The organism is Dactylosporangium sp. CS-033363, from assembly GCF_050942475.1.
Classification (GTDB): Bacteria; Actinomycetota; Actinomycetes; order Mycobacteriales; family Micromonosporaceae; genus Dactylosporangium.
In genome coordinates, this window is the sequence record NZ_CP192032.1 from 4,861,089 (window position 1) to 4,886,766 (window position 25,678).

A 25,678-nucleotide genomic window follows, 5' to 3' on the forward strand; every position below is an offset into this window, starting at 1 on the left:
GTTTCCGGAGTTTCCTTGGTTGCTGCGGCTGCCAGCGCGGCGGTCTCCGCAGTTTCCGTGGTTTCCGGCGCGCTTTCGTGCGTGGCGCTTTCGTGCGTGGCGCTTTCCTGCGTGGCGCTTTCGTGCGTGGCGCTTTCCTGCGTGGCGCTTTCCTGCGTGGCGCTTTCGTGCGTGGCGGTTTCGTGCGTGGCGGTTTCCCGCGTGGCGGTTTCCGCGGTTTCAACGGTTTCCGGCACGGTTTCCGGGGTTTCCGGCAACGCGGTTTCCTGCATCGCCGCGAGGTGCGCGTCGAGCCGGTTGAGCGAGACGTCCCAGAACCGCCGGTACCGCTCGATCCAGTCCGCCGCCTCCCGCAGCGGCGCCGCCTCGAGCCGGCTGGCCCGCCACTTGCCCGACCGCTCCCGCGAGATGAGCGAAGCGTGCTCGAGCACCTTGAGGTGCCGCGACACCGCCGGCATCGAGATCGCCAGCGGCGCGGTGAGCTCGGTGACCGTGGCGTCGCCCTCCGCGAGCCCGGCCAGGATCGCCCGCCGCGTCGGATCGGCGAGCGCCGCGAACACGAGGCTGAGCTGATCGGTGCCGGCCACCCGTACCCCTCCATCATTTAACAACCTCGTTAAACGTATGGAACCCCGAATCCGGTTGTCAAGCCCCGCCCGCCGCGTCACCCTGCGGTGGTGGAGGTGTTCCGGTGCGCCGCGTGCGGCAACGCGCTGAGCGTGCCGGTGCGGCTGGTCGAGCTCCCGCCGCCGCTGCACTGGTCGCGCCTGGACCACCACGGTGTCAACCCGCCGCTGCTCGCGCCGGGCACGTACGCGCTCGACCCGGCCCCGTACCTCCGGGAGCGCATCACCGGCACGTTCGTGCTGTCACCGGGCGACCTGCGCGGCACCCGGTTCGTCCACGACCTGGTGGAGATCGGCTGCTGGTCCCTGGCCGGCTCGACCCTGTGCGTCGCCTGCGAGCGGTGCGGCGCCCCGGTCGCGTTCCGCACCGACGACTGCAACGTCGCCCAGGAGGCCCGCTTCCATCCCGCCGCCGTGACCCGCGAACCCCGCGCCGACGACGCGCCCGGCCCGGTCCCGTTCGCGTCGATCGCCGACTGGGACGCGGCGCCGGACGACGGCGAGCGGGGGTGCTGGGCGCCGGAGCCGTACCGGCCGCGCCCGGAACTCACCGCGACCCGCTGGGGCGGCCGCGACGCGCGGGCCCACCTGTTCCGCGACGACCCGCCGGCCTGACCGCGACGACTCCGCCGCGGGCGCCGCGGCGTGCGGGCCCACCTGTTCCGCGACGACCCCGGCGGCGTGACCACAGCAACGAGTCCGCCGCGGGCGCCGTGGCGCGCGGGCCCGCCTGTTCCGCGACGACCCGCCGGCCTGACCGCGACGACTCCGTCGCGGGCGCCGCGGCGCGTGGGCCCAGCTGCTCCGCGACGACCCCGGCGGCGTGACCACAGCAACGAGTCCGCCGCCGGCGCCGTGGCGCGCCGATGGCGGACTCATGGACCGGCGAGCTACGGGACGTTGTACAGGTTCTCGCAGCCGTTGCCGGTCAGCGGGCCGTCGACGTCCGGGTCGCCGCCGACCACGTGGGTGCCGCCGTCGGCCCAGTCGGCGGCGCCGCCGTTGCACAGGATGTAGTCGTTGCCGGGGCCGCCGTAGATGGTGTCGCTCTCGTCGTCGCCCCAGATGGTGTCGTTCAGCGCGCCGCCGCGCAGCACGTCCTGGTCGGCGCCGCCGTGGATCTCGTCCGAGCCGTTCTCGCCGTCGACGTGGTCGCGGTCGGTGTACTCGCCGTCCGGGGTCGCGGTGCCGCTGTAGATGAGGTCGTTGCCGTCGCCGCCGCAGACGATGTCGTCGCCGAGCAGGGCGTAGATCTTGTCCGGGCCGCTCGTGCCGATGATGACGTCGTCGCCGTTGGTGCCGAAGGTGTCGACGCCGGGCTTGGCGAAGATCACGTTCGACAGGTTCGGCATGCCCGGCGCCGGCACGAACAGCGGGTTGCCGAAGCAGTCGGTGATCTGGGTCGCGACCGGTCCACCGGCGGCGGCCGGGGTCGCGGCGGCGAAGGTCAGCAGGACACCGGACACGATTGCGGCAAGGCGAAGGTTGTGTACGGTACGAGCGCGCATCGAAGCCTCCTTGGCTTTTTGGGGTCGATGCATTGCACCCGCCGGCGGGACGCGCGGTCTGCGCCCTTTGACATGCAGGCCCGGTCGGCTTTCAGTCCAACGCCAGCATCACCTTGCGCAGCAGGCCGTTGAGCTGGACCAGCTCGTCGGGGGAGAGGGCGGCGAGCAGCTGCTGGTCGCGCGCCATGCCCTCGAAGATGTACCGGTTCCAGGCCGCGCGGCCCTCCGCGGTCGGCCGGATGATGACCCGCCGCCGGTCGGTCGCGTCGACCTCGCGGTGCACCAGGCCGGCGGCCACCAGCCGGTCGAGCCGCCTCGTCATCGCCGCGCGGGTCACGTGGGTGGTGTCGGCGAGCTGCGCGGGGCTCGCCTCGATCGGGTACGGCTGGACCATCAGCGCGTGCAGCGTCCGGTAGTCCTCCTGCGTGAAGTCCTCGGCATCGGCGAACGCCACGGCGTCGGCGCGCCGCATGTGGCGCAGGATCTGGCCCATCCGTACCAGCGCGCCCTCGACCTCCGGCACGAACGCCGGGTTGTCGTGCCAGAACGCCGCCCACCGCGCCACGTGGTCGTCGACCTGGTCCCGCGCATCCGTCATGCCGACATTCTGCCATCGTTTGATTATTCAGTGGTCAATAGTTGCATGATGAACTAGCGTCTGGCTCCATGACGCGGATCTCCGACTTCCGGCTGCTCGCCGCCGGCCAGACCCTCTCCTGGGTCGGCAACGGCTTCCAGACCGTGGCCCTGGCGGTCGCCGTCGTCCGGTCGGGCGGCGGCGCGCGCGATCTCGGCCTGGTCATGGCCTGCTCCGTCATGGCCATGCTCGCTTGTACCCTGTTCGGCGGCGTCTGGGCCGACCGGCTGCAGCCCCAGCGCGTCATGGTGGTCTCCGACCTGGTCCGCCTGTGCTGCGCGGCCGGGATGGCGGCCATGTTCGCCGCCGGCGACTACCACCTGCTCCTGCTCTGCGCCCTCGCCACCGTCTCGGCCGGCGCCGGCAGCTTCTTCAGCCCGGCGATGATCGCGCTCAAACCGCTGCTCGTCCCGGTCGAGAGGCGCCAGGCCGCGAACGCGACGTTCAGCATGCTGCAGACCGGAAGCGCGGTGGCCGGCCCCGCACTCGGCGGCCTCACCGTCGCCGCCCTCGGCGCCCCGGCCGGCTTCGCGGTGAACGCCGCCAGCTTCCTCGCCTCGATGGCCGCCGCGCTGCTGCTGCGCGTCCGCGCCGAACGCGGCCCCCGCGCCCCGATGTTCCGCGAGCTCGCCGACGGCTGGCGCGAGGTGAGCAGCCGCGACTGGCTCGTGGGCGGCCTGTTCGGCGCCACGGCGTACCACATCGCCAATGGCGTCATCCTCGTCCTGGTCCAGGTCGTCGCCATCGAACGCCTCGGCGGCGCCACGTCCGCCGGCTTCATCGCCTCGGCCGAGGGTCTGGGCGGCCTGATCGGCGCCGCCGTCGCGATGCGCCTCAAGCCCCGCCGCCTGCTGCGGGCCGGCTGGCTCACCCTGCTGCTGATGCCACTGTGGGCCCTCGCCTACGTCTGGCCGGCGGAGCTCGTCGCGGTGCTGGCGGGCGCGGTGATCGGGTACGCCGGCCTGATCTACTTCGACGTCGCCTGGGAGACCGCCATCCAGGACAACGTCCCACACCGGGCCCTCGGCCGCGTAGGCGCCTGGGACACCGTGACGTCCTTCGTCGCGATGCCGGTCGGCAACGTGCTGGCGGGCCCGCTGTCGCACGCCTTCGGCATCGACCGCGTCCTCACCGTCTGCGCGGCCGTCCTGTTCGTGGCGGCGCTGTCGCAGCTGCTGATTCCGGGCACCCGGCGGCTCACCCGGGCACCGGTGCCCGTACCAGCGGCAGTGCCGGCCTAATCCCCGGAGAACCCGCAGAAGTGGAGTTGGTGGGGCGCACCGTCGCGGTAGCTGACCACGTAGGTGCCGACCCACCGCTCCCGGTCGCCGCAGCCCACGATCCACCGCTGGACCTGCTCGGACGAGGGTGTTTCGGTCCCGAACGCGTGGATGAGCCCTTCGCCCGTCAACGGCGACACCGTGGCGAACTGCGGCCCCGCCGACACCCCGTTCCCCATGTCGATGATCGAGTGCGTGCCGCTCTCGGCCTGCGCGGCGAGCAGCGTGTCCGGATCGACGGGCACCGGCCGCGACTTGCGCTCGAGCCACTCCTCGAGGAGAAACTCGTACTGCCCGTCGTCGTCCTCGGCAGGCTCCCCGAGACTGGCCCGGAACTCCGCCTCGGTCATGTCGAGATCCTCGCCGGGCTGCTCCTTGTAGTACTCGCCCCGCTCATAGACGTCCCGCCGCAACCGCTGCAACGCGGCGCCGATGTCAGCCTGGTAGTCGACGGTGTAGTACCACCCGGACGCGCCCATCGGCAGTTCCTCCCACGCCAAGATCCCGGCGGCTACCGTACAGGCTCGCGAGGTCGGCGTCAGTCCACGTCCACGAAGTCCTGCTGCGCGCGACGGCAAACCCCCGGCACGCCGTGACGCCCGAGGTGGTCAAGAGCTCGTCGCCCGCTTTGACGGCAAGGTCCGCAACCGTTGCGGGCGGATCCGTGGCCCCCGCTGAGGCCGGGTGTGGTCGCCGACGGTCCCACGTAGTGCGAGCTCGAAGAGGAAGGACAATGATTTGAGCCTGGCCGCACGAGGTGCCTTGGCCACGACTCGTGGCCGGTGAGATCACCGCCGGGGTTTGCTGCCCTCGCCGCTCGCACCGGCAGCGGGCCTCATGCGGCGGTCCGGGCGGTGACGGCCGAGGGGTCGAGCAGCTTCGAAAGCGCGGCGAGCCGGGCCGGTACGACCCAGTAGTAGACCCAGGTCCCGCGCCGCTGGTAGTCGACGAGGCCGGCCTCGCGCAGGACTTTGAGGTGGTGCGAGATCGTCGGTCCGGTCAGGGTGAAGGCGTCGGTCAGGTCGCACACGCAGACCTCGCCGCCGGCGCGGGCGGCGATCAGCGACAGCAGGCGCAGCCGGACCGGGTCGCCCAGGGCCTTGAACCCGCGGGCCAGGTCGACCGCGGCCGTCTCGGTCAGCGACTCGGTGACCATCGGCGTGCAGCAGCCCTGGTCGGCCGGCATCGGCAGTTCGTGTCTCGACACGCGTCTAGTTTGACATCCATCTAAACAGCGGTGCAAGCTTCTGTTCAGACCGACGTCTAGGCAGAAGTGAGGTCATCTCATGTCGCGTGTACAGCTGGCGTTGCGGGTCGCCGACCTGGAAGGTTCGATCGCGTTCTACTCGAAGCTGTTCGGGGTCGAGCCGGCCAAGCGCCGCCCGGGGTACGCCAACTTCGCCGTCGAGCAGCCGCCGCTGAAGCTTGTTCTGCTCGAAGGCGAGGCCGGGCAGGAGACGGTGCTGGACCATCTCGGCGTCGAGGTGTTCGCTGCCGAAGAGGTCACCGCGGCGACCAAGCGCCTGACCGATTCCGGACTGATCACGTTGGAGGAGAACGACACCGAGTGCTGCTACGCCCTGCAGGACAAGGTGTGGGTCCGCGGGCCGGGCGCCGAACGGTGGGAGGTCTACGTCGTCAAGGGCGACGCCGACCAGCTCGAGAAGGCGGCCGACAGCGCGTGCTGTGCCGAACCGGCCGGCGACGTGAGCTGATCACCTTCTCGACTGGTGGCGGTAGCGGCCGGGGGCCAGGCCGTGTTCGCGTTTGAAGGCCTTGGCGAAGGCGAACTCCGACGTGTACCCGGTGCGCTGCGCGACGGTCTGCATAGGCTTGTCGGTGTCGCGGAGCAGTCGCGCGGCCAGGGTCATGCGCCACCAGGTCAGGTAGCCCAGCGGCGGCCGGCCTACCAGCGCCGTGAACCTGCGGGCGAAGGCCGCCCGTGACAGGCCCGCCTTGGCGCCCAGGGCTTCGACCGTCCACTGGTCGGCCGGGTGCTCGTGGATGTGGCGCAGGGCGGCGGCGATCGACGGGTCGCTCAGGGTTGCGGCCCATCCCGTGGGCGGGGCCTCGGCCAGCCAGGCGCGGACGATGTACAGCAGCATCATGTCCAGCAGGGCCGCCACGACGGCCTCGGAGCCGTGGTCTGGGTTGGCCACCTCGTCGCCGAGGAGGTTGACGGCGGCGTGCAGCGGGGAGCGGTGACCCGCTCGGGCCGGCAGGTGGATGACGTCGGGCAGTTCCGCGAAGAGCGGATGGGGGCGGGTGCGGTCGAGGGTGTACGCGCCGCAGAGCAGTACCGTTGCCGCGCCTTCGCCTTTGTCGATGGTCGGCCGCACGTTCGCGAGGGAGGCCGAGGGCACTCCGACGAGGGGCGTCGACATGCTGTCGGCGAGGGCGTGCCCGCACCCGTGGGGCATGCACACGACGTCGCCGGGGCCCAGCGCCAGCGGCGCGCCGGTGGGCGGGATCAGCCAGCAGGTGCCTTCCAGGACGACGTGGAAGCCGGCGCCGGAGAACGGTTCGGCGCGGACGCCCCACGGGGCGCGCTTGCGGATCTCGCTGGAGTGGGGGCGGCCCGTGCGCATGACGCCGACCGCGTCGCTCAGGACGTCCATTTCCCGATCGTATCGCTCGATGGCCCGCCACGAGACGATGGGACATGAATCGCGGACGATGAGCCATGTGGGTGGGCGAAAGGCGTTCCTAGGCTGGCGGCATGACGATGCACATCTTGTACACCGGCGAGGCTCTTTCAACGGGTGATGGGCGCAACGGTCACGTGGTGACGTCCGATGGGCGCATCGACCTCGATCTCGCTATGCCGCCGGCGCTCGGGGGGAGCGGCGAGGGCGCGAATCCCGAGCAGCTGTTCGCGTCGGGGTATGCCGCGTGTTTCCACAGCGCGCTGCGGCTCGTCGCGCGGCCGGCCGGGGCCGACGTGAGCGGTTCGACCGTGACCGCGCGCGTCAGCATCGGCAACGAGGAGGACGGCAACGTCGGGCTGGCGGTGTCGCTGGCCGTGGCGCTGCCCAACGTGGCGCCCGGCGCGGCGAAGGAGCTCGCGGACGCGGCGCACGCCGTCTGCCCGTACTCCCGGGCCACGCGCGGCAACATTCCGGTCGAGGTGCGGATACTGTCCTAGGGCATGAGGACCCGCGACGAGGTGGTCGCCCGGCTGGCCGCGGCCGTCGGCTCGATCGAGGCCGGCCACCCGGCGCGGGTCGCGATCGACGGGCCGCCCGCCGCGGGCAAGACGACGCTCGCCGACGAGCTGGCAGCGGTCCTGCGCGCGCAGGGCCGGGAGGTCATCCGCGCGACGATCGACGACTTCCTCTTTCCGCGGGCCCGGCGCTACGCCCGCGGCGAGTTCTCGGCCGAGGGCTGTTACCTCGACACCCATGACCATGAATCGCTCAACCGGGTGCTGCTCGATCCGCTGGGGCCTGGCGGGGATCGGCGGTTCCAAGTCGCGATCTATGACCCCCAAGCCGATATCGTACTGTCCCCGCCCCGCCGAACCGCCCCCTCCGACGCGGTGCTGGTGTTCGACGGGGTCTTCCTGCTGCGGCCGGAACTGTTCGACCGGTGGGAGTTGCGCGTCTTCCTGTCCGTCGCGTTCGACCGGACCGTGGAGCGCGCCGTGGTGCGTGAGCAGCGGGTTTCCTCGCGGGCGGCCGTCGAGCGGCGCTGGCGGGAGCGGTACATTCCGGCTCAGCAGTTGTACTTCGCCCGGGTGGGTCCGGCCGAGCGCGCCGATTTCGTGGTGGAAACCTAGGCGCGGGCGTTTCTGACTTCGGTCACACAACCGGCCGCGACCGGCGCCCAGTCCGTGCCGAACGCCTCGGGCGACGCCGCTTCCGGGGTGGACGGGCCGCGCACGACGGCGGCGAAGAAGTCCAGCATCCGGTCCTCCCCGAACCGCTTCGCCAGGCACTGCACGGCGAGCAGGGCAATGCCGTACCGCGCCTGCCACACCTCGTCCGGCGCGTCGTCCGGCATCGCGCCGAGCGTCACCGAGCCGTCCCAGCCGTGCTTGACGTACTGCCGCACGGCCGGCACCCGCCCGCGCGGCCAGCCCCCGCGCTCGGCGGCGTACTCGGCCAGGCCCTCGTAGAGCCACCAGTCCTTGGTGTCGCCGTACTCGTCGCCGAGGCTCACGACGTGCGTGAACTCGTGCGCCAGCAGTCCTGGCAGCTGCTCGTCGGCGAGGTCGGCCTTGATGGCGACGCCGTAGGAGCCCTCGGAGTACCCGTCGACCTCCTCGTCGCTCTCGCCGTTCCACCACTGCTGCCACTCGTCGTCGCCGGCGATGTAGACGACGTACCGCTTGGGCGGCGCGTCCCAGCGCGCGAACCGGTCGGCGACCGCGGCGGCCCGCTCCGCCGCGGCGAGCACGGGCGCGATCCGCCCCTCCAGCAGCAGCGGCGCCGCCACGATGACCCGCTGCCCGGCCTTGGCCCGCAACGGCGTCATGTCCCACGGCAGTACCGTCTGCTGGAACTCGGCGATGAGCGCCTTGCCTTCCACGACGAGCCAGGTGCTGGGCAGCAGCAGTTGCACTGGCACGCAGTCGGCGGCGCCCAGACAGTACGAGATGGCGACCTTGACTTTCCAGCGATAACCGCCGAGGTCCTGGAGTTCGCCGGCGGGCTGCGCGGTCCACGCCGCGACCCCGAGCTCGCGCAGTGACGCGTAGCGGAGGACGAACTCACTGCGGAGGTGGGAGGCGACGGGGCCGAGGAAGCCGCCGAGGTCCCCGGCGAGCAGCGCCTTGCTCTGCTCCGCGAGCGCGCGGGTGACAATGCTGACGGCCGGCTCGGCCGAAGGCGCGGCGGCCGGCGACTTCGGCCGGACGGGCCCGAGGCCGACGACGAGCACCGCACCGATGAGCGCAATGAAGATGAACCCGTACAGCCACCCCCGCCCTTTCGGCGGCGGCCCTTCGGGTTCGAGCGGCGTGAACGTCGGCGGCAGCAACGACCCACGCACGCCGACCACTTCGACGGGCCGCTCCCCATTGATCACGGAGGCAAGCTACAGCACTCGTTGATCTTCGAACAGACGGCCTGCCACACTGCTTCCGCGCGTCAGCGGTTCGCGCGGAGGTCGGCAATGATCTCGTCGAGTTGCGCCGGCGTCACGCCGTCGGTGTGTACCGCGATGGTCCTTCCCCGATCCGTCCAGATTCGCGCCCTGGAGCCGGCATCGGCTTGGCCGTCCACGACCGTCGCCGAATAGCCCGCGAACTGGACGGTGCGACCGCCGGACGACCATCGGATGAAGAGATCCGCCGGCGGGCCGCCGCGCGTGACCGTCACATCGAGGCGTGCCGTCGCGCCCGTCCACGTTTGTGAGACGCCGGTCGCCGTCGGAAACAGGTACCCTCGTGCCCCGGCCCAGGCGAGGCTCTCGGCGCTCGTCCGGACCGTGCCGACCGGCCGCAGGTTGCCGGGACGCCCGGAGCGCTTGATCCGGGGCTGATCGCCGCCGATGGCGTTTCTGGCCGCCGCGATCACTCCCGCCTCGCGCAGACCGCGTCCCACCACCGCCATGCGACCGCCGTCCGGTGACCCGGTCCAGGTGGGCCAGCTCACCCAGATGTCGCCGCCGACTGCTTGGACCGTGGCGCGGTGCCCGCTGACCCACACTGTCCGCCCGCCGCTCGAACCGGGCAGCGACCCCGTGTCGTCGGCGGGCCAGGAGATCGCGGCCAGCGTCGGCTCGGCCAGCGGGTCGGGTGCGGCGGAATCGGCGTACAGCGTGATGCGCCCGTCGCCCGTGTCCGCACGTGGCGGTCTCGCCTCCGCGGCCACCAGGCCCGCACCGATCTGGCCCGGCCGAGGCAGGTCGCCGTCCCGAGGCGTTTCGAAGGTGACCCAGGGCGTGCGGTCGGCCGAGGGCAGCGGTGGCCACCACCGGCCGAGCCCGGCATGGATGACGGCGGCGATGACGACGACCGCCACGGTCGTCCACACGAGGCGTCGCCGCCACGCGGTGCGAGGTCGGTCTCGTTGCGTCATCTGCGCCGCAACCTCCTCGATGCGTCCTGGCGGTGCCGGTGTGACTACAGGGGCGCCACTGCGTCCGGGCTCGCGCCGACGGCCGCCGTCGGCCGGGGCGCCTCGGTCAGCCGCTCCTGCACGGCTCCGAACTCCGCGATGTCCGGCACGATCCGGAGCCTATCGCCGCCACGACGACCTCGCCTGGGCGTTGTTGAGGCCCGCTGCCGGTACGAGCGGCGAGGGCACGACACGCGTAGCCTGTGCTCTCGTGCAGAACCAACCGCCGCCGTTGCTCAGCACCACCTGGCCGGTCTTCACGGCCGAGCTCGTCGCCGCGCTCAAGGCTGAGTCCGAGGAAGGGCTGGCCGAGCAGGTCGGCCGGCTGCGGATCGTCGAGGAATGCGGCTGCGCGGACGACTTCTGCCAGAGCTTCTCCACCGCACCGAAGCCGAAGAGCGCTTACGGCGAAGGCCACCGCAACGTCTGCCTCGACGCGCCGTGGCCCGGCTACCTCATCCTCGATGTGGTGCACAAGGATGTCATGTTCGTCGAGGTGCTGTACCGCTCACCGCTCTCCTGACAGGCTTGAGCGATGGACTCGCCGCAGCAAGCTCTCCTCGAACAGCTCTACACCGCCTTCAACGAGCGGGACATTCCCGCGCTGCTCGACGCCATGACCGAGGACGTCGAGTGGCCCAACGGCTGGGAGGGCGGCACCGTCTACGGACGGGAGCGGGTGCGCGACTACTGGCTCAGGCAGTGGGCCGAGATCAACCCCACCGTCACGCCGGAAGGATTCGCCGCGGAGCCCGACGGGCGGATCGCCGTCACGGTCCACCAAGTCGTGCGCGGCAAGGACGACGCGCTGATCGCCGACGGGACGGTCACGCACGTCTATCGATTCAGGGGCGCGCTGGTACAGGGGATGGAGATCAGAACTCCGGCAGGGTGAGGGATCCGTCCGCGGCCAGCTTGAAGCCCGGGTTGTGCGCGATCTCCCAGATGTACCCGTCCGGGTCCGCGAAGCACGCCGCGTACCCGCCGTAGAAGGTCTCCGACGCCGGTCGCGTGACGGTCGCGCCCGCCGCGGTGGCCGCGGCCACGATGTCGTCGACCTCGGACGAGGAGCGGACGTTGTGGGCGAGGGTGAAGCCGGCGAACCCCGCGGCACCACCGTCCGCGACGCCCGAGTCCTCGGCCAGCTTGGCGCGGCTCCACAGGACCAGGGCCGAGCCGCCCGCCTGCATGAAGACCGTTTCGTCGACCTCCTGGCCGGTCCAGCCCAGCTGCTCGTAGAAGGCCTTGGACCGCGGCAGGTCGGTGACGCCCAGGGTGACGAGCGTGATGCGCTGCTCCATGGTCACGACCGTACCAGCGGGCGGAGCGCCTCGAGGGATTCGTGGGCCTGGCGGGTGATGGCCGGGATCGCGCGGGCGTTGCGGGCGGCGCCCAAGCGCAGGACGGTACGGACGAAGACTCCAAGCAGGGCATCGGCGAACACGGTCGCCGCAAAAGACGAGTAGGACTCGTCGCGGACCAGGCGCTCGGCCAGCGTCGTGGACACGCGGTGGGCCAGGTCGAGCAGGACGCGGCGCAGGGTGTCGCTGCCGGCCACCAGGCGGACCATGCCGCCGGGGTTGTCCAGGGCGCGGCGGGCCGCGGGGCCGAGCAGGAAGGCGTCCAGCCAGTGGCGGTAGGCGGACAGCAGGTCGCCGTCGCGGGTGGCGAGCATCTGCAGCATGGTGGACTCGAACAGCTCGGCCTGGTCGAAGACGAGCGATTCCTTGGTCGGGAAGTAGTTGTACAACGTCTGCTCGGACACCCCGGCCGCCCGGGCCACCTGGGTCATCGCCACCGCGTCGTAGCCGTTCGCGGCGAAGAGGTCGGCGGCCGCGTCGGCCATCGCGGCCCTGGCGCGGGCCTTCTTTTCCTCACGAAGCATTTTTGGGTTACCCTAAATTTTGTGGAACTCAAAGATTCGTACGACGTGATGGTAGTCGGCGCCGGGCCGGTCGGGCTGTTCCTCGCCGGAGAGCTGCGCCGCGGCGGGGTGGACGTCGTCGTGGTGGAGCGGCTCGCCGAGCGCTCCCAGCAGATCAAGGCCGGCTCCGTCGGTCCGACGTCCGCCGAGGTGTTCGACCAGCGCGGCCTGCTCGACGCCTTTCCGAAGCCGGACCTCAGCATGTTCAAAGGGGCACCGCCGCTGGGGCACTTCGCCGGGCTCTGGGTCCTGCGCGGCGCCCCCGAGCTGCGCACCATGCCGATCTTCGCCCAGCAACCGGACGTCGAGGCCGTGCTGCAGACCTACGTCGAGGCCATGGGCATCCCAGTGGTGAGAGGCCACGAGGTCACCGGGCTCGACGGAGAGCGGGTCACGGTCGAGCACGACGGGGGAGCGACGACCGTCCGGGCGAAGTACGTCGTCGGCTGCGACGGCGGCCGCAGCACGATCCGCCGCCTGGCCGGGTTCGGGTTCGAGGGCACCGAGGCCACCATCACCGGCCGGCAGGCGCTGGTCGAGCTCGCCGAGCCCAACCCGCTGCAGAAGGGCTGGCACCGCACCGGCACCGGGATGGTCGTCCACGGGCCGGGGCCGCAGCGCGTGCTCACGGTCGAGTTCGACGGGCCGCCCGCCGACCGGGACCGGCCGCTGGACCGCGAGGAGATCGAGGCGAGCCTGCGCCGGGTCACCGGCACCGACGTGGTCGTCGAGCGGCTGCTCACCGGCACCCGGTGGACGGACAACACCAGACAGGCCATCTCGTACCGCACGAGCAACGTCCTCCTCGCCGGTGACGCCGCGCACGTGCACCCGCCGTTCGGTGGGCAGGGGCTCAACCTGGGCTTCCAGGACGCGGCGAACCTCGGCTGGAAGCTGGCCGCGACGGTCACCGGCCGGGCGCCCGAGGGCCTGCTCGACACCTACTTCGAGGAGCGCGCCCCGGTCGCGGCGGCCGCCCTCGCCAACACCCGGGCCCAGATCGCGCTCATGCGGCCCGACCCGCAGACCTCCGCGCTGCGCGAGCTGTTCGCCGAGCTGCTGGCCTACGACGAGCCGAACGTGCACGTCTCGCGGCTGATGACGGGCGTCGACCGGCCGTACCCGATGGCGAGCGACCACCCGGAGGCCGGACGGGTCGCGGCCGACCGGCCGGTCGGGGACGCCCGCCTCTACGAGCTGCTGCGTACGCCCGGCGGGCTCCTGCTGGACGCGACGGCGGACGGCGCGGCGGGCCGGATCGCCGCGGGACGGGTGCGCGTGGAGCCGGGCCCGGAGAGCCTGCTGATCCGCCCCGACGGCATCGTGGCCTGGGGCGGGGAGGACCTGGGAGGCCTGGAGAAGGCGCTGGAAACCTGGTTCGGCCGAGCCTGAGGAGGGCATAGGTCGGGGATGAACGGCAAGGTCATGGTGTTCGCCCCCGCCCCGGTCCTGACGGTGACGATCGAGCGGCAGGCCGGGCAGGAGGAGCTGCACGTCCACGCGGGCGGGCAGGGCGTGTGGCAGGCGCGGATGCTGGCCTCGCTGGACTGCGAGGTCAGCCTGTGCGTGAGCGTCGGCGGCGAGATCGGGCAGGTGCTCAGCGACGTCATCGGCCGGCTCGACCCGTCGATCGCCCTGCACGCGGTGACCCGGGGCGAGGAGAGCGGCTGGTACGTCCACGACCGCCGCAAGGGCCAGCGCACCGAGATCGCCGAGCACCCCGGCCCGCCGATGACCCGCCACGACCTCGACGAGCTGTACAACACGGCGCTCATCGAGGGGCTGCGGGCCGACGTCAGCGTGCTGAGCGGACCGGCCGACCACTCGATCGTGGACGCCGACGCGTACCGGCGCCTCGCCGCCGACCTGGGCTCGAACGGCGGCACCGCGGTCGCCGACCTGTCCGGGGACCTGCTGGCCGCGGTCGTCGCCGGCGGGGTCGCGGTCGTGAAGGTCAGCCACGAGGAGCTCATCGACGACGGGCGGGCCAAGGACGACAGCGTGCCGGCACTCGTGGACGCCGCCCGGCAGCTGCGGGACGAGGGGGCCGGGGCGGTGCTGGTGAGCCGGGCGGGCGACCCGGCCCTGGCGCTGCTCGGCGACGACCGAGCGGTGACGGTACACGTGCCGAAACTGCAGGTGGTGGACCATCGCGGGGCCGGGGACTCGATGAGCGCCGGGGTGGCCGCGGTGCTGGCCAAGGGCGGCGACATCGAGGAGGCCATCCGCACCGGGGCCGCGGCCGGCGCGCTCAACGTGACCCGGCACGGGCTGGGCAGCGGGCGCGGCGACGCCGTCCGCGAGCTCGTCGGGCGGACCCGGCTGGAACCGCTGGACATGTCATGAAAATCGTGATCACCAACGACGACGGGGTGGCCGCGCCGGGCATCCGGCACCTGGCCCGCCAGGTGCGCGAAGCCGGCCACGACGTGGTCGTCGCCGCCCCGCACACCGAGGTCAGCGGGGCCGGGACCGCGCTGAGCGCGACCGTGCGGGAGGGGCGGCTGCTCTACGAGACGGTCGCCCTGGACGGCCTCGACGGGGTGCCGGTCCATTCGGTGCAGGCGTCCCCGGCCTACATCGCCGTGCTGGCCGGGCTGGGCGCCTTCGGGGAGCGGCCCGACGTGCTGCTGTCCGGGATCAACCGGGGTGCCAACGCCGGGCACGCGATCCTGCACTCCGGGACCGTCGGCGCGGTGCTCACCGGGGCGGGCGACGGGCTGCGCGGGATGGCGGTGTCGCTGGACATCCTCGGCGAGGTCGCCCTCAACGCCCTCCCGGCGGTCGACGACGACCGCCGCAACTGGCCCGCGGCGGCCACGATCGCCGTCGGGCTGCTCGACTGGCTTTTCGAGGCCCCCGCCGGTACCGCGCTGAATCTCAACGTTCCGGACCGGCCCGTCGAGGGGATCGCGGGGCTGCGCCCGGCCACCCTCGCCCCGTTCGGGCAGGTGCAGATGACGCTGGCCGAGCACGGGTCCGGCTTCGTGCGCACGGCGCTGAAGGAGCGCGGCGAGGAGCGCATCCCGGATTCGGACATCGCCCTGCTGGGCGAGGGCTATGCGACGATCACGGCCGTGGTACCGCCGGTGCGTCATCCGGCACTGCAACCTCCGACGGAGTGGCGGGCGGACTGACCCGGCGCCTCGGGCGGGCCAGCAGCAGCACCAGCAGGCCGGCCGCGCACACGACGGTCGTGATGCCGTAGGCGGTGCGGTAGCCGAAGTGGGCCGAGACGCCCAGCAGCGGCCCGGCGAGCGTCGCGCCGATCGGGAACGTGTTCGTGAACAGCGTCGTCGCCTGCCCGGGCCGGTCCGGCATCAGGTCCTGCATGTACGTGATGGCGACCCCTGACACGGCCGAGATGAACACCGCGTTGACCGGCTGGGCCGCCGCGAGGACCCACAGGTTCGGGGCGGTCCAGGCCAGCGCGTAGTACACGACACCGGCCGCCGAGCCCACGAGAATCAGCGTGCGCACCGGGATCCGGGTGGTCAGCACGCCCAGGCCGAGCATGAGCGGGATCTCCAGGGCCGCGCACAGGCCCAGGATCAGGCCGGCGGCCGAGGCGTCGCGGTGCAGGTCCTCGCTGATGAACAGCGGCAGCGCCTGCACGGCGAGCGTCATCGGGGTCTGCAGCAGCACGAACGCGACCACGGTGGCCACCAGCAGCACCCGGGACAGCTTCAGCGGCGCGGCCGGCCCGGCGTCGTCGACGGGCGCCGGCGGCCCGATCGTCTCCAGGCGCAGCGCCGCGACCAGTGCGGCGACCAGGTACAGCCCGGCCGCCGTGGCGTACAGCAGCCGGAACCCGCCGACGTCCAGCAGCACCGCGGCCAGGGCCGGCCCGCCCACCCAGGCCAGCGAGAACACGGTCCGCATGGCGCTGATGCCCAGCGCCGCGCGGCCGGGGCTGTCGCGCTCGAGGACCTGCCGGGCGTACGCGAAGGTCTGCGGGAACAGCGAGCCCGACAGCGCGGTCGCGGTCACCGTCAGCCCGAGCAGCACCCAGTAGTCCCGCACGACGGCGGTCAGCCCGGTGCCCGCCATGCCGGCCAGGGCCGCGGTGACGAGGATCCGCCGCCGGTACGGCCCGCGGTCCGACAGCCGCCCGATGAGCTGGGTGACGAGCACGCCCGCGAGCGGGGCGACGAACAGGAAGGCGGTGACCCGGGCCGGGCCGGCCTGCACGTCGGTGCTGAGGAACAGGGCCAGGAACGGGTAGACCACGGCGGTCGACATGCCGACCGCCAGGAACATCACCCCCAGCGGGATCAGGGCCGGGCTCAGCCCGCGCAGACCGGACCGCGGCGGCCGGAGGGTGCTCGTCATACCGTCACTTTACCGGTCATGAGAAGCGGGTTTCCGGGTCGGCCGGTGCGGGCCGTCAGCTCCCCGGCGCACGTGAGCGGCGCGGGCCGCTCACGCCGCGGACCCGTTGGAGCGCATCGGCAGCCGGACCGTGACCGTGGTGGTGACCGGGCTGTGGTGGTGCTCGGCGATGGCGATGGTGCCCCGGTGGCGCTCGGCGATGATCCGCGCGATGGCCAGCCCGACGCCGGTGGCGGTGTCGCCGACGCCGGTCGTGTTGGCGGAGGAGAAGCGCTGGAAGACGTCGGCACCCCCGGCGAGCGCGCCGGTGCCGGTGACGGCCAGCTGGGCGGCCCCGTCGGTGACGCCGAGCTCGACCCGCACCTCGCTGCCGTAGTGGCCGGCGCCGATGGCGTGCGTGAGCAGGCGAGCCGCGAGCTGCCGCAGGCGTGCCGGGTCGCCGGGTACGCGGACGTCCGCGGCCAGGTCGGCGCGCACCGCGACGCCGGCCTGCCCCGCGAGACCTTCGGCGCCGTCGCGGGCGGCGGCGACGGCGGCCGTGAGGTCCACGTCCTGGGTGCTCAGCGAGAGGTGCCCGGCCTCCAGCGCGGCCAGGTCGAGCAGCCCGTCGACCAGCGCCTTGAGCCGCGCGCTGTTGCGCTCGATGCCCTGCAGCAGCTCCAGGTCCATGCTCGGGCGGGGCGTGGGATCGTCGAGCAGCAACTGGGTGTACGCGGCGATGGTGGTCAGCGGGGTGCGCATGTCGTGCCCCACCAGGGCCACGAAGTCGTCCCGGGTCCGCGCCAGCTCCCCGCCCAGGTCGTCGGCGCGCTGGCGGGCCAGGAACAGCCCGAGCTGCCCGGCCACCCCGGCGAGCAGCCCGTTGATCAGCGGCTGGTCGTGCTCGCTGGTGTCGGCGAACCCGGCCAGGACGCCGACGACCCGGGGGCCGTCGGTGATCGGCACCCCGAGCATCGCCCGGACGCCTGCGTCCTGGTAGGCGTCGGCGCGGGCCCGGGTGGCCGGATCGTCGAGGATCGCGCTGTGCTGCAGGTCGGACACCCAGACCGCCCGGCCCGTCGCCCACACGGTGCCGCTGACGCCCTCGCCGCGGTGCAGCGGGCCGTCGGTGAGGGCGCTGGCGTCGACGTCCGGGCGGGCGTGCCGTCCGATGAGCCGCAGCGAGTCGCTGACCCCGTCGACCAGCCGCAGCTCGGTCATCGGCCAGCCCAGCGCCTCCGCGACCGCGGTCAGCAGGGCCGGGGCGGCCTCGGTCAGATCGGCCGCGGCGGCCAGGGTCCGGGCCACGTCGAGCTCGCAGGCCCGGAAGCGCTCGGTCCGCCGCTGCTGGGTGACGTCGCTGACCGCGGCGACCGCGCCGACCGGCCGGCCGCCGGCCCCGCGCAGCGGCTGTGCGTTGACCGACAGGTACCGCACCGGCGTCCCCGGATACCCGACGACCAGGTCCACGTCCCGCACGTGCGCCCCGCCCAGCGCGCGCCGGCCGAAGTCGCCGGGCGCGACCGGGGTGCCGTCCGGGTGGTACAACCGCTGCTGCGCCTCCTGCAGGAACCCGGCGGCCGGCAGCGCCGACGGCAGCCCGAACAGCTCGCGGGCGGCGGGGTTGCAGCGCACCACCTGCCCGCCCGCGTCCCAGGCCAGCACCCCGACCTGGAGGCTGTCGAGCAGGGCCTCGACGAACCCGCGCTCCTGCTCGGCGTCGCTCGTGGCGCTGACCTCGCCGCTGCGGTCGGTGACGAACGCGCACCCGAGCGCGCCCCGGGACCCGCGCAGCAGGGACAGCGACAGCCGCACGGGCACCTGGTGACCGTCGCGGTGGCACACCGACGCGAGCCGCTCCACCGGCAGGCCCGCCGGCCCCGCGAACAGCCGGTCGAGGGCCGCACCGACCGCGTCGGCGCCCCAGTGGGGCAGGACCGTCCCGGCCAGCGACCGGCCGCAGATTTCCGCCACCGGCCAGCCGAGCAGCTCCTCGGCGGCGCGGTTCCAGGCGACCACGGTGCCGTCGGGGCCGACCGCGACGAAGGCCTCGTGCACGCTGTCCAGCAGCGTTGCACTGTCCAGCCCGGCCACCCGCTCGATGCCGGGCGCCGGCTCGACGGGAACCGGGTTGAGCAGGTGCGCGATCTCGGCCAGGGTCGCCTGCTGCCGCGCGGTCCAGTCCCGGGGCGTGCTGTCGAGGACGGCGAGCGCGCCGACGGCCCGGTCCTCGCCGTCGCGCAGCGGCACGCCGAGGTAGGAGCGCACGCCGCAGTGCGCCGCGAGCGGGTCGCCGCCGAGGTCGGGCTCGCTGACCGGGCCGTCCGCCGACACCACGAACCGGCCCGCGGGATAGGGCGCCGGAAGCCGGTACGCGCCGGCGACGTGCTCCTCGTCGGCGCCGACGAACGTCACCAGGCCCATCGGCGCGCCGAGCAGCCGCGCGGCGAGGCCGGCGAGCGCGTCCAGCGGCATCGGCAGCGCCGGGGCGAGCCGCCGGGCCCGCGCGACCGCCGCCACGCGCACCGGATCGCGCAGGATGGAGTCAACAACCGATGTCACGGCGGGCCCGACTACCCCCATTGTGAACAGGGCAAACGCGCTGTACCCGAGCGGGCGCCGGGGCATCGACGGACGTCCGGGTCCGGGGTTCGTGAGCACGCGCACGTTTTCCCCGGCGCGGGCCGGGCACTCGAACGATGTACAGCGAAATCGGCAAGGAGGTTGACATGAGCACGGTCACCGAGTCCGTTGACGTGCACGTCCCGGTGCACACGGCCTATGACCAGTGGACCCAGTTCGAGTCCTTCCCGCAGTTCATGAGCGGCGTGGAGTCCATCCGGCAGCTCGACGACCGGCACACCCACTGGGTGACCAAGGTCGCCGGGGTGCGGCGCGAGTTCGACGCCGAGATCACCGAGCAGCACCCGGACGAGCGGATCGCCTGGAAGAGCACGGACGGCGACACCAAGCACGCGGGCGTCGTGACGTTCCACCGCCTCGGCGACGCCGACACCCGGGTCACCGTGCAGCTGGACTGGCAGCCGCAGGGCGTGGTCGAGAAGGCGGGCAGCGCCGTCGGCGCCGACTCGATGCAGGTGAAGGCCGACACCAAGCGGTTCAAGGAGTTCATCGAGCAGCGCGGCCAGAGCACCGGCGCGTGGCGCGGCGACGTACCGCGCCCGGGCGCCTGATCGCCCGGACGAAACCGGCCCCGCATCTGCACATCGCAGGTGCGGGGCCGTCGCCTATTGCCGCAGCGCGTCCCGGATTGTGTCGAACACCGCGGCCGGCGGGCCGGTGAGCATGTTCACGAGGGCCGACTCGCCGGCGGCGGGGTGCGGCCGGGTGGGCGCGACCTGCTCCGCCGCGACGAACACGTCCGCCATCCGCCGCAGCGTGGCCGGGTCGGTGGTGCGCCGCAGCTCGGCGAACTCCTCGGCCTCCTCGAGGGCGGCGTGCACGACCACCTCCTCGGCGAACAGCGCCAGCCGCTCGTTGAACGCCGGATGATCCACCCCGAGGTCGTACAGCGCCGACAGCGCCCGCTTCGCCGCCGCCTCCTCGTGCAGGCGGGCGTCGACCACCGGGTCCCCGGCATCCCCGAGCGCGGAACGGACCGCCGGGTGCACGATCTGCTCCTCGGCGCTCTCGTGCACGGCCAGCAGCCGGACCAGGTCGTGGAACAGCTCGCGCTTCTCCTCGCCCCGCGTGCCCGCGATCCGGTTGAACAGCGCCCGGATCTCGGCGTGCTGGGCCACCAGGACGTCCACGACGTCCGCCTGCTCGTCCTGCGCCACCCGAGCTCCCTCCGTGGCCGTTGAGGGGCCGCCCATTACCCGGCGCCGTCGCGGGGTAACAAACGGCTCGCCCGGGGATGGTGCTGTTCGACAAGGCGCCGGCCGCCTACGAGGCGTTCCAGCAGAAGCGTCGCGGCACGGTCAAGGTGCTGCTCAGGCCCTGACGCTCAGCGATCGCGCAGGTCGCGGACCCGTTCGGCGGCCTCCACGGCGTATTCCCGGGCGTCGGCCGAGCGCTCGCGGGCCCGGTCGGCGACCTGGGCGGCCCGCTGCGACCGCATGCGGGCGCGGTCGGCGAAGGCGAGGTACGCCCGCAGCCGCTCGGCCCGTCCGTCCATCGCCGATGTCCCGTCAGGACAGGCGGCGGCGCAGGAATCCCAGCGCGTGGGTGAGCAATCGCGAGACGTGCATCTGGGACACGCCCAGCCGGGCCGCGATCTCGTTCTGGCTCAGGTTGCCGTAGAAGCGCAGCGCGATGATCCGCTGCTCGCGCTCCGGCAGCCCGGCGATCGCCGGTGGCAGTGAGGCGCGCAGGTCGGCCAGCTCGAAGCCGGGGTCCTCGCCGCCGACCAGGTCGGCCAGGCCGGCCTCGTCCTGGCCCGGGCCGCCCGGCGCGTCGAACGACATCGGCCGCTGCAGGTGCCCGGCCCGCTCGACCTCGCCGATCTCCGCCACCGTGGCGCCGAGGTGGACGGCGAGCTCCTCCGCGGTCGGCGGCCGGCCGAGCCGCGAGCCGAGCTCCTCGCGCGCCGTGTTCAGCGCGAGCCGCAGCTCCTGCAGGCGGCGGGGGATGCGCACGGCGCCGGTACGGTCCCGGAAGTACCGCTTGAGCTCGCCCGTCACCGTCGGGTTGGCGTAGGCGCCGAACTCGATGCCGCGCGCCGGGTCGAAGCCGTCGACGGCCTTGACCAGCCCGAGCGCCGCCACCTGGGCGAGGTCACCGGCCGGCTCGCCCGTCCCGGCGTAGCGGCGGGCCAGGTTCCGGGCGGCGGGCAGGCACAGGGTGATGACCTCGTCGCGCAGGCGGGAGCGGCGGGGGTCGGCCGGGCTCAGGGAGTACAACCGCTGCAGTAACTCGGTGGCGCCCACGGGCCAGTGTCCGTGCCCGATGTGCAGGGTGCCGAGGTCGACCGCGATGCTCTCGCGCTGCTCGACGGGCCAGCCGGGCGCGCCGTAGGCATCGAGCTCCTTCGCCACGCCGGCGATCTCCAGCGCCGCCAGGGCGGTGCCGCGGGCGTCCGTCAGGCGGAGCTCGCCACCCGCCCGCTCGGCGCGTTCCCGCAGGTAGAGCAGGACCTTGATGGAGGCCGCGTCGATCAGCCGGAGCCGGGCCGCATCGAGGGTGATCAGGTGGGAGCCGGCGTCGAAGCGCTCGTAGACGACCTGGCGCAGGTACGGCGCCGAGGCGTAGTCGAGCACGCCCGATACCTCGATGAGCGACTCGTCCCGGCGCACCGACAGTGCGACCTGCAGGTCCATGGCCTCTGTAGTTGCCTTGCGGCAAATACTTCAAACACGTGTCTTACTCGCGGGTGCCCTGGATCGCGTAGCGGTGCATGGTGACGCCCTGCGGGAACGCGCGCTGCTCGAGCAGGTCGAGCTCGATCGGCCGGTCGTAGTCGTCGAACAGCGGGCGGCCGAAGCCCAGGATCGCCGGGTGCGTGAACAGCAGCAGCTCGTCGAGCAGCCGGGCGCGCAGCAGGTGGGTGGCGAGCGTCGCGCCGCCCACGCCGATCGTGCCCTCGGTCTGCGCGCGCAGGTCGGCGAGCCGCTCGACGGCGTCGTCCCCGCCGATGATCCGGGTGTTGTGGCCGGCCTCCGTGCGGGTCCGCGAGACGAGCACCTTGGGCGCGTCGGTCCAGATGTGGCCGTACTCGCGCATGACCTCGGGCAGCGACTCGTCGGTACGGGCGCGCGGCCAGTACTCCTCCATGACCTCGTAGACGACCCGGCCCTGGACCATGAGGGCGAGCTCCTTGGCCCGCGCGTTGAACTCGCGGTGCAGCTCCTCGTCGATGCGCAGCCACTCGCCGGCCCCGTTGTCGCCCGGGACCTGCTCGATGCGCAGGTCGACGGAGACGTTCATCCAGTACAAGAACCGGCCCATCCGCGCCCCCATAGTGATTGCGATCTGCAACTACTATATTGAGGGTCGAACCCGTGTCAAGGAGGCGTCGTGGAACCACCGTCCGCAGGTCCGATCACCGCCGCCGTCGAGGTGTTGGGGGATCGCTGGACGCTGCTCGTCCTGCGCGACGTGATCTTCGCCGACCGGCGGTACTTCCGGGCGCTGCTCACCGGATCGGCCGAGGGCATCGCCTCGAACATCCTCGCCGACCGGCTCAAGCGGCTGCTCGACGCGGGCCTGCTGACCCGCGGCACCGCCGCCCGCGGCCAGCGCGCCCGCTTCGACCTCACCGAGGCCGGCATCCGCACGCTGCCGATCCTGAGCGCCCTGGGCGACTGGGGCCTCGAGTTCCGCCCGGGCTCCGCCGCGGAGCATGACCCGTGGCGTGGCCCGGCGCGCGTCGACGAGCTCATGGACGACCTGCGGGCGCGGCACCTCGGCGCGGTTTGACCGGCCCGCGGCCCGGGCAACCGAGCGATGAGACGCATCGGGAGGGACACATGAGCGGGCGGATGGCGAAGCTGGCCTACAAGCCGGTCGGGATCCTGCTCGGCGCCGGGGCCGGCATGGTGGCCGGGCTCGTCTTCAAGCAGGTGTGGAAGGTCGCCGGGCGCGACGACGACGCGCCCAACGCGACCGACGAGGACCGCGGCTGGGGCGAGATCCTCCTCGCCGCGGCGCTGCAGGGCGCGATCTTCGCCGTGGTCAAGGCGGCGGTCGACCGCGCCGGGGCGGTCGGCGTGCGCCGCGCCACCGGGTACTGGCCCGGCTGATCCCGGCATTCGACAGCGCCCCGGCCGTACCCCATGCGGCCGGGGCGCTTTTTTGTGCCATGCAAACATTTGCGATCTTGACGTCAGGAATTGCGCAAGATAACGACGGCAATTACCGCCTATTTCGGTCGGGCGAAAACGGCTGACCGCGAACCACCTGCGGAAGCGCGTTGGCAACGTGCGCCGAAGGCCGTCTTTCTCGTCCAGTTTTTGCAACAAACGCTGGACTTCTGTCACGCGCGGTCGTACTGTTCCCGACACCAAGACGAAACACATTCCTCTCCCGCATCCCGTCCGCCTGAAGGGATAGATCGATGTCGATAAAAGCACTCCGGGTGGCGCTCGTCGTCGCGCTCGGGGCCGCCTCGCTCGCCGCCTGCGGTGACAGCAAGGACGACACCGCCGACGGGGGGCCGACGACCATCACGGTCGACTGCCCGCCGCAGAAGACCGACAACGACGGCAAGTCGCTGCAGCTGTGGAACGACGATGTCGCCGCCTTCCAGAAGGCGCACCCCGGCGTCACCGTCAAGACCATCTCGGTCGGCAGCCAGTGCAACAACCCGCCGGACTTCACCGCCCGGCTGCAGGGCGGCACCCAGGCCGACGTCTTCTACGGCTACATGACCGACCTCGACCAGGTGCTCGACGCGAACGCGGTCGAGGACATCACCAAGTACGTCAATGCCGAGACGATCCCGAACTGGGACAACGTGCTGCCGGCGATCAAGGACCCGTTCATCGAGGACGGCAAGCTCTACGGCATCGGCTACGCCGGCTACGGCCTCGGCCTCGTCATCAACAAGAAGCTCTTCCAGCAGGCCGGCCTCGACCCGAACAAGCCGCCGGCCACCTGGCAGGAGGTCGCCGCGGCGGCCAAGAAGATCGGCGCGCTGGGCAACGGCATCGCGGGCTACCAGGAGTACAGCGCGGGCAACACCGGCGGCTGGCACTTCTCCGCCGCCCTGTACTCCCGCGGCGGCTCCGTGGTCAGCGAGGACGGCAAGAAGGCCGCCTTCAACACCGACGCGGGCAAGGCCGTCCTGCAGCAGCTCAAGGACATGCGCTTCACCGACAACAGCGTCGGGGAGAAGCAGCTGCTGCAGTGGGCCGACCTGCTCACCAACGCCGGGGCCGGCAAGGTCGGCATGTACGTCGGCGCGCCCGACACCATCAAGACGATCGTGACCCAGTTCAAGGGCCAGTACGAGGACTGGGCGATCGGCCCGATGCCCGGCGACAACGGCGCGGCCAAGTCCACCCTCGGCGGCGGCAGCGGGTACTTCTTCAAGAAGGGCCTCACCCCGGCCCAGATCAAGGCCGGCCTGCAGTGGCTCGCCTTCGAGGAGTTCACGCCCGGCCAGGGCCAGTTCAACTACGTGGCCCAGAAGGGCATGGGCGTCCCCGTCGGCCTGCCCGAGCCGCTCATCTGGAAGCCGGGCTCGGACGTGCAGAAGCAGGACGACGAGCTCAAGAAGGCCAACAGCAACCTGAACCTGGCCGACTACGCGCCCTACGCGAACAGCCCGCTCACCATCAAGGCCGAGCCGCCGCGGGCCCAGGCGATCTACGCCGTGCTCGACGCCGCGATGTCCGCCGTGCTCACCCAGCCCGGCGCCGACATCAACGCGCTGCTGGCCACGGCCGAGCAGAAGGTCAACACGATCCTGTCCCAGGAGTCCTGAGTGGACGGCGCGGTCCGGCTCGAAGGCGCGGTGCGACCGGCCCGCGCCGTCCCGAAGGCCCGGGGCCTCTGGCAACGCCGCCTGGTGCACAACCTGACCGGGCACGGCTTTCTCGCCGGGGCGGTGGTGTGCTTCGCGTTCTTCTCGTGGTACCCGATGGTTCGCGAGATCGTGATGAGCTTCCAGCGCACCCGGCGCGGGGTCACCACCTGGGTCGGCTGGGACAACTACGTGCGGCTGTGGCACGACCCCAGCTTCGCCGCGGCGTGGCGCAACACGGCGACGTTCACGGTGCTCGCGCTGGTCATCGGCTACGCGCTGCCGTTCCTCATCGCGGTGCTGCTCAACGAGCTGCGCCACGCCCGCGGCTACCTGCGGGCGCTGGTCTACCTGCCGGTAATGCTGCCGCCCGCCTCGGCGCTGCTGTTGTTCCGCTGGGCCTACGACCCGGGCCAGTCCGGCATCTTCAACTACCTGCTGCACCTGCTGCACCTGCCCACGTCACAGTGGGTGCAGTCGACGGCGATGACCCAGCCCTCGCTCGTCATCGCGTCCACGTGGATGAACGTCGGAAGTTCGATCCTCGTGTACCTCGCGGCGCTGCAGAACATCCCCGGCGAGCTCTACGAGGCGGCGGAGCTGGACGGGGCCGGACTGCTGCGCAGGCTCTGGCACGTCACGGTGCCGCAGACCCGGCTGATCCTGTCGCTGATGTTCCTGCTGCAGGTCGTGGCCACGATGCAGGTCTTCATCGAGCCGCTGATCCTGGCCGGCGGCGCCGGCGTCGAGGACTCGGCGACATCGGTGGTCTACCTGATGTACCAGCACGCGTTCAAGCAGAACGACCTCAACGGCGCCGCCGCGCTCGGCGTGATGCTCATGGTCGTGCTGGCCGGATTCTCCGTCGCCTATGCGCGGCTGAGCCCGAAGCAGGATTAGGCGGT

The 25,678-nt window shown here is 72.3% G+C and carries 30 protein-coding genes and 1 pseudogene; 15 read left to right on the forward strand and 16 right to left on the reverse strand.

Annotated features, from left to right (window positions below):
* Nucleotides 1-266: 266 nt before the first annotated feature.
* Nucleotides 267-587 (reverse strand): annotated as a pseudogene (locus ACQPZ4_RS22520) (ArsR/SmtB family transcription factor); the annotation flags it as partial.
* Nucleotides 588-677: 90 nt separating this feature from the next.
* Here ACQPZ4_RS22520 and ACQPZ4_RS22525 point away from each other — a divergent pair.
* Nucleotides 678-1,241 (forward strand): hypothetical protein, encoded by a 564-nt coding sequence (locus ACQPZ4_RS22525; protein ID WP_433064483.1) that lies wholly within the window; start codon nucleotides 678-680, stop codon nucleotides 1,239-1,241.
* A gap of 275 nt (nucleotides 1,242-1,516) precedes the next feature.
* Here the strand turns inward: ACQPZ4_RS22525 and ACQPZ4_RS22530 are convergent, their stop codons facing one another.
* The gene (locus ACQPZ4_RS22530; RefSeq protein WP_433064485.1) at nucleotides 1,517-2,134 is read right to left on the reverse strand and encodes a calcium-binding protein; all 618 of its coding nucleotides are present in this window, start codon (nucleotides 2,132-2,134) and stop codon (nucleotides 1,517-1,519) included.
* 91 nt (nucleotides 2,135-2,225) lie between these two features.
* Entirely contained in the window at nucleotides 2,226-2,732 is a 507-nt protein-coding gene (locus ACQPZ4_RS22535) for a MarR family winged helix-turn-helix transcriptional regulator (RefSeq protein ID WP_433064488.1), read from the reverse strand.
* Nucleotides 2,733-2,800: 68 nt separating this feature from the next.
* On the opposite strand from ACQPZ4_RS22535, the gene ACQPZ4_RS22540 reads away from it, so the two are divergent.
* Nucleotides 2,801-4,012 (forward strand): MFS transporter, encoded by a 1,212-nt coding sequence (locus ACQPZ4_RS22540; RefSeq protein WP_433064491.1) that lies wholly within the window; start codon nucleotides 2,801-2,803, stop codon nucleotides 4,010-4,012.
* Here the strand turns inward: ACQPZ4_RS22540 and ACQPZ4_RS22545 are convergent.
* Entirely contained in the window at nucleotides 4,009-4,551 is a 543-nt protein-coding gene (locus ACQPZ4_RS22545) for a hypothetical protein (protein ID WP_433064494.1), read from the reverse strand. The two genes, ACQPZ4_RS22540 and ACQPZ4_RS22545, sit on opposite strands and share 4 nt — an antisense overlap.
* A 335-nt stretch (nucleotides 4,552-4,886) precedes the next feature.
* A complete protein-coding gene (locus ACQPZ4_RS22550) occupies nucleotides 4,887-5,258 on the reverse strand; it encodes an ArsR/SmtB family transcription factor (protein ID WP_433064497.1) in 372 nt (123 codons plus the stop codon).
* A 79-nt stretch (nucleotides 5,259-5,337) separates the two neighbouring features.
* Between ACQPZ4_RS22550 and ACQPZ4_RS22555 the strand changes: the two genes are divergently transcribed.
* Nucleotides 5,338-5,766, forward strand: a complete 429-nt coding sequence (locus ACQPZ4_RS22555; protein ID WP_433064499.1) for an ArsI/CadI family heavy metal resistance metalloenzyme — start codon at nucleotides 5,338-5,340, stop codon at nucleotides 5,764-5,766.
* Here the strand turns inward: ACQPZ4_RS22555 and ACQPZ4_RS22560 are convergent, their stop codons facing one another.
* Nucleotides 5,767-6,669 carry an AraC family transcriptional regulator gene (locus tag ACQPZ4_RS22560; protein ID WP_433064502.1) on the reverse strand — a complete coding sequence of 301 codons (903 nt, stop codon included), beginning with the start codon at nucleotides 6,667-6,669 and terminating at the stop codon, nucleotides 5,767-5,769. It abuts the gene before it with no gap.
* Nucleotides 6,670-6,770: 101 nt separating this feature from the next.
* Between ACQPZ4_RS22560 and ACQPZ4_RS22565 the strand changes: the two genes are divergently transcribed.
* Both ACQPZ4_RS22565 and ACQPZ4_RS22570 read left to right on the forward strand, forming a co-directional pair.
* Complete coding sequence (locus tag ACQPZ4_RS22565; protein ID WP_433064505.1) at nucleotides 6,771-7,196, forward strand: organic hydroperoxide resistance protein; 426 nt, start codon at nucleotides 6,771-6,773, stop codon at nucleotides 7,194-7,196.
* 3 nt (nucleotides 7,197-7,199) lie between these two features.
* On the forward strand, nucleotides 7,200-7,829 hold the full coding sequence (locus ACQPZ4_RS22570; RefSeq protein WP_433064508.1) for a cytidylate kinase family protein: 630 nt from the start codon (nucleotides 7,200-7,202) through the stop codon (nucleotides 7,827-7,829).
* Here the strand turns inward: ACQPZ4_RS22570 and ACQPZ4_RS22575 are convergent.
* The gene (locus ACQPZ4_RS22575) at nucleotides 7,826-9,079 is read right to left on the reverse strand and encodes a hypothetical protein (RefSeq protein WP_433064511.1); all 1,254 of its coding nucleotides are present in this window, start codon (nucleotides 9,077-9,079) and stop codon (nucleotides 7,826-7,828) included. The two genes, ACQPZ4_RS22570 and ACQPZ4_RS22575, sit on opposite strands and share 4 nt — an antisense overlap.
* Nucleotides 9,080-9,141: 62 nt before the next feature.
* Complete coding sequence (locus tag ACQPZ4_RS22580) at nucleotides 9,142-9,867, reverse strand: hypothetical protein (RefSeq protein ID WP_433064514.1); 726 nt, start codon at nucleotides 9,865-9,867, stop codon at nucleotides 9,142-9,144.
* Between the two features lie 457 nt (nucleotides 9,868-10,324).
* On the opposite strand from ACQPZ4_RS22580, the gene ACQPZ4_RS22585 reads away from it, so the two are divergent.
* Nucleotides 10,325-10,636, forward strand: a complete 312-nt coding sequence (locus ACQPZ4_RS22585) for a hypothetical protein (protein WP_433064515.1) — start codon at nucleotides 10,325-10,327, stop codon at nucleotides 10,634-10,636.
* A 12-nt stretch (nucleotides 10,637-10,648) separates the two neighbouring features.
* Nucleotides 10,649-11,008 (forward strand): nuclear transport factor 2 family protein, encoded by a 360-nt coding sequence (locus ACQPZ4_RS22590; RefSeq protein WP_433064517.1) that lies wholly within the window; start codon nucleotides 10,649-10,651, stop codon nucleotides 11,006-11,008.
* On the opposite strand, the gene ACQPZ4_RS22595 is transcribed toward ACQPZ4_RS22590, so the two are convergent.
* Together ACQPZ4_RS22595 and ACQPZ4_RS22600 are read right to left on the reverse strand one after the other, a co-directional pair.
* A complete protein-coding gene (locus tag ACQPZ4_RS22595; RefSeq protein WP_433064520.1) occupies nucleotides 10,989-11,414 on the reverse strand; it encodes a VOC family protein in 426 nt (141 codons plus the stop codon). The genes ACQPZ4_RS22590 and ACQPZ4_RS22595 overlap by 20 nt on opposite strands.
* A 2-nt stretch (nucleotides 11,415-11,416) precedes the next feature.
* On the reverse strand, nucleotides 11,417-11,998 hold the full coding sequence (locus ACQPZ4_RS22600; protein WP_433064523.1) for a TetR/AcrR family transcriptional regulator: 582 nt from the start codon (nucleotides 11,996-11,998) through the stop codon (nucleotides 11,417-11,419).
* A gap of 21 nt (nucleotides 11,999-12,019) precedes the next feature.
* Between ACQPZ4_RS22600 and ACQPZ4_RS22605 the strand changes: the two genes are divergently transcribed.
* Genes ACQPZ4_RS22605 through surE form a run of 3 tightly spaced genes read left to right on the forward strand, consistent with a single transcriptional unit; the run spans nucleotide 12,020 to nucleotide 15,174 of the window.
* Nucleotides 12,020-13,429: an FAD-dependent monooxygenase gene (locus tag ACQPZ4_RS22605; protein ID WP_433064525.1), complete on the forward strand. Its 1,410-nt coding sequence runs from the start codon at nucleotides 12,020-12,022 to the stop codon at nucleotides 13,427-13,429.
* A gap of 18 nt (nucleotides 13,430-13,447) precedes the next feature.
* Entirely contained in the window at nucleotides 13,448-14,383 is a 936-nt protein-coding gene (locus tag ACQPZ4_RS22610) for a PfkB family carbohydrate kinase (RefSeq protein WP_433064528.1), read from the forward strand.
* Entirely contained in the window at nucleotides 14,380-15,174 is a 795-nt protein-coding gene (surE, locus tag ACQPZ4_RS22615) for a 5'/3'-nucleotidase SurE (RefSeq protein WP_433064531.1), read from the forward strand. The genes ACQPZ4_RS22610 and surE overlap by 4 nt, the downstream gene beginning before the upstream one ends.
* Here the strand turns inward: surE and ACQPZ4_RS22620 are convergent.
* Both ACQPZ4_RS22620 and ACQPZ4_RS22625 read right to left on the reverse strand, forming a co-directional pair.
* Nucleotides 15,107-16,369: a sugar efflux transporter gene (locus ACQPZ4_RS22620; protein ID WP_433064533.1), complete on the reverse strand. Its 1,263-nt coding sequence runs from the start codon at nucleotides 16,367-16,369 to the stop codon at nucleotides 15,107-15,109. The genes surE and ACQPZ4_RS22620 overlap by 68 nt on opposite strands.
* A gap of 90 nt (nucleotides 16,370-16,459) precedes the next feature.
* Entirely contained in the window at nucleotides 16,460-18,910 is a 2,451-nt protein-coding gene (locus ACQPZ4_RS22625) for a PAS domain-containing protein (protein WP_433064536.1), read from the reverse strand.
* A gap of 167 nt (nucleotides 18,911-19,077) precedes the next feature.
* On the opposite strand from ACQPZ4_RS22625, the gene ACQPZ4_RS22630 reads away from it, so the two are divergent.
* Entirely contained in the window at nucleotides 19,078-19,542 is a 465-nt protein-coding gene (locus ACQPZ4_RS22630; RefSeq protein WP_433064538.1) for an SRPBCC family protein, read from the forward strand.
* A gap of 54 nt (nucleotides 19,543-19,596) precedes the next feature.
* Here the strand turns inward: ACQPZ4_RS22630 and ACQPZ4_RS22635 are convergent, their stop codons facing one another.
* The 4 genes from ACQPZ4_RS22635 to ACQPZ4_RS22650 form a co-directional block, all read right to left on the reverse strand.
* Nucleotides 19,597-20,148 carry a hemerythrin domain-containing protein gene (locus ACQPZ4_RS22635; protein WP_433064541.1) on the reverse strand — a complete coding sequence of 184 codons (552 nt, stop codon included), beginning with the start codon at nucleotides 20,146-20,148 and terminating at the stop codon, nucleotides 19,597-19,599.
* Between the two features lie 167 nt (nucleotides 20,149-20,315).
* Nucleotides 20,316-20,486 (reverse strand): hypothetical protein, encoded by a 171-nt coding sequence (locus ACQPZ4_RS22640; RefSeq protein ID WP_433064544.1) that lies wholly within the window; start codon nucleotides 20,484-20,486, stop codon nucleotides 20,316-20,318.
* Between the two features lie 13 nt (nucleotides 20,487-20,499).
* Entirely contained in the window at nucleotides 20,500-21,627 is a 1,128-nt protein-coding gene (locus ACQPZ4_RS22645; RefSeq protein WP_433064547.1) for a sigma-70 family RNA polymerase sigma factor, read from the reverse strand.
* Between the two features lie 43 nt (nucleotides 21,628-21,670).
* On the reverse strand, nucleotides 21,671-22,255 hold the full coding sequence (locus ACQPZ4_RS22650) for a dihydrofolate reductase family protein (RefSeq protein WP_433064549.1): 585 nt from the start codon (nucleotides 22,253-22,255) through the stop codon (nucleotides 21,671-21,673).
* A gap of 69 nt (nucleotides 22,256-22,324) precedes the next feature.
* Between ACQPZ4_RS22650 and ACQPZ4_RS22655 the strand changes: the two genes are divergently transcribed.
* From ACQPZ4_RS22655 to ACQPZ4_RS22670, 4 genes are all read left to right on the forward strand, one after another.
* Nucleotides 22,325-22,726, forward strand: a complete 402-nt coding sequence (locus ACQPZ4_RS22655; RefSeq protein WP_433064552.1) for a winged helix-turn-helix transcriptional regulator — start codon at nucleotides 22,325-22,327, stop codon at nucleotides 22,724-22,726.
* Between the two features lie 62 nt (nucleotides 22,727-22,788).
* Nucleotides 22,789-23,049 carry a DUF4235 domain-containing protein gene (locus tag ACQPZ4_RS22660; RefSeq protein WP_433066611.1) on the forward strand — a complete coding sequence of 87 codons (261 nt, stop codon included), beginning with the start codon at nucleotides 22,789-22,791 and terminating at the stop codon, nucleotides 23,047-23,049.
* A gap of 314 nt (nucleotides 23,050-23,363) precedes the next feature.
* On the forward strand, nucleotides 23,364-24,734 hold the full coding sequence (locus ACQPZ4_RS22665; RefSeq protein ID WP_433064555.1) for an ABC transporter substrate-binding protein: 1,371 nt from the start codon (nucleotides 23,364-23,366) through the stop codon (nucleotides 24,732-24,734).
* Nucleotides 24,735-25,673, forward strand: coding sequence for a carbohydrate ABC transporter permease (locus tag ACQPZ4_RS22670; protein ID WP_433064558.1), 939 nt, complete (start codon nucleotides 24,735-24,737; stop codon nucleotides 25,671-25,673).
* Nucleotides 25,674-25,678 lie beyond the last annotated feature (5 nt).